General features: G+C 54.4%; 3 protein-coding genes. 1 reads left to right on the plus strand and 2 read right to left on the minus strand.

Annotated elements, in window-relative coordinates; all coding sequences use genetic code 11:
- Positions 1–356 (minus strand): NUDIX domain-containing protein (locus ACYC56_RS12845; RefSeq protein WP_461374570.1); only part of this gene is annotated, 356 nt, incomplete at its 3' end.
- An 84-nt stretch (positions 357–440) separates the two neighbouring features.
- On the opposite strand from ACYC56_RS12845, the gene ACYC56_RS12850 reads away from it, so the two are divergent.
- Positions 441–629 (plus strand): hypothetical protein, encoded by a 189-nt coding sequence (locus ACYC56_RS12850; RefSeq protein ID WP_461374571.1) that lies wholly within the window; start codon positions 441–443, stop codon positions 627–629.
- Positions 630–646: 17 nt separating this feature from the next.
- Here the strand turns inward: ACYC56_RS12850 and ACYC56_RS12855 are convergent, their stop codons facing one another.
- Positions 647–1,924: a TIGR04013 family B12-binding domain/radical SAM domain-containing protein gene (locus ACYC56_RS12855; protein ID WP_461374572.1), complete on the minus strand. Its 1,278-nt coding sequence runs from the start codon at positions 1,922–1,924 to the stop codon at positions 647–649.
- Positions 1,925–2,103 lie beyond the last annotated feature (179 nt).

Below are 2,103 nucleotides of genomic sequence, written 5' to 3' on the forward strand. Positions count from 1 at the left end.
AGTTCCTCCGCCGCCACCCACTCGACCGCAAGAGCACTTGTATGTTTAGGATTTACTGCAGGGGTGCCTCCGCTTACCGTGCCGCTAAAAACACAATGCAGCGTGTGCTCGATTTTGCCCGCGGACGGCGTCTCCAGGACGCAGAGCAGTTGCTCGACCTCGATTGAAACACCGAGTTCCTCATCAAGCTCTCGCTTTAAGGTATCGATCAGGCTCTCGCCCTCGGCAATGCCGCCACCCGGGATACCCCATACGGTTGTCTCACCGTAAAGATACCTCATCAGAAGCACTTTACCCTCACTGACCAAAACTACCGATGGCCTAACTTTAATAATTCCCACCACCCCGGATCGCATCTCGGACACTCTCCTCAAATCATACAGAAAATCAACGCTCGATTACAGCGAAATTGATAAAAGCGGGTATTATCGAATAGAAAGATGCGAATCGAGGTGAGTGTTATGGCCGAGCCGAAGAAAAAGGTGCGCGAACCCGAAACTCCTGACGAGGAGGCCGACAAGAGGAGGCGCAAAGCCGAGCGGCTTGCAGAAGAAGGCGAGGAGAAGACGGTGAGCCGCGCTGTCGAAAAAAGGTTCTTAATGAAAGAACCCCCGAGACAAAGAGGGTAGGTGGCAACATTTTGATGTTACGATTTGTGGCTCCACCTGAATGCGGAAGCTTGCTTAGCGAGCTCCTGCTGCTTTTTCCATTGCCCGAATTGCAGGCCCCTGTTTGCAAGCCTGCTTAAGTAACGGGCGAGTTCTTCATCCACGGTTCCGGTCTCGGCGGATGCGAGCGGCGTGCCGGGAAGCGGAATAAACGTGTGGCTGTGCACTTTGGCCCCCATGCCCGTAAGGTCTTCGATCATCGCAATCGAGAGGCGTCTATCCTCATCGGTTTCTGCCGGTAGACCGAATATGAAGTCAACGCTTACCTCAAGCCCCGCCGCAAGGATGAGTTCGACCGCAGTGTAGACATCACCGACCGAGTGCTGCCTGTTAAGCGACGCGAGCATGCGCTCGCTCCCGGTCTGCGCCCCGATGACGAGTTGCTTGGTCGCCGTGTATCCGGTGATAAGCTCAACGGCCTCTCTTGAGATCGCCTCAGGCCTCACCTCAGAGGGAAATGACCCAAAGAACAGGTGATTCTTGCCGGTAATACCTGAAGCCCGCTTAAGCAGCCCCTCAACTGCCTCAAAATTAACGGTGCGCCCGTCGACGGAGCCATATGCGAGCGCGTTGGGGGATATGAACCTGAAGTCGTTCATTCCGTTTTCTTTACTCAGCGAGATATACTTGAGAATCTCCTCGACACCTCTGTGACGCATGCGCGCGCCGAAGATAAACGAGGTCTGGCAAAAGCGGCACGCATGCGGGCACCCCCGGCTGATCTCGATCGGCGAAAGCCTGTAGTGCGCCAGCGAGAACGGTGCAAATCGATTCAAGTCGACCGGCGTTCTTCTGCCAGTTTTAACAACCGCCCCATCATGCTTAAAGGCGATTCCTTTAACCTGCCGCCAATCCGAACCATCGATAAAAGCGCCGATAAGCTCCGGAAAACTCTCTTCGGCCTCACCGATTACCACGATATCGAACCCCAGCGCGAGCACCTCGTCCGGCACCCCGGTAGCATGCGGCCCACCGGCCACATACATCACTCCGGGCACGTCGACCTCATCCTTGAGCGCACGCAGCTGCTTAAACGCCGGCACGATGTTGGTAGTCGCAAACGAGAAACACACCAGCACCGCATCATGCCGGTCCCCAAGCTCGCCAACCGATGCGGTCAGTTCGTCGCCCGTCCTGGTATCCAAAAAGTAAAGCGCCGTGCTCGCCGTGCCAGGCGTACTCTCAACCGCGCCTGCCAGGGCGTTTATGCTGTATTTATTATAATTTGCGCATACAAACGCAACCGCTACGTCCACAAAATCACCTCGAGCTTAATCCAAGGTTATGATACCAGCTTTTGACAAAACCGGGAAAGCGCCCCCAGACTTGATTTTTTTCCAACTTTTGCGTAATCTATTAAAGTGGCTTTTAGAGCTGTTTGAGCTTTTTGAGCTGCGCAATTTAATAAGTTGGCCGGGTAGCTCAGTTGGTAGAG

The sequence above is a fragment of the Candidatus Aquicultor sp. genome, assembly GCF_054640775.1.

Bases quoted from the DNA above. Each gene is read 5' to 3' on its own strand.
- ACYC56_RS12850 (WP_461374571.1), top strand. From the start codon at position 441: ATGCGAATCGAGGTGAGTGTTATGGCCGAGCCGAAGAAAAAGGTGCGC.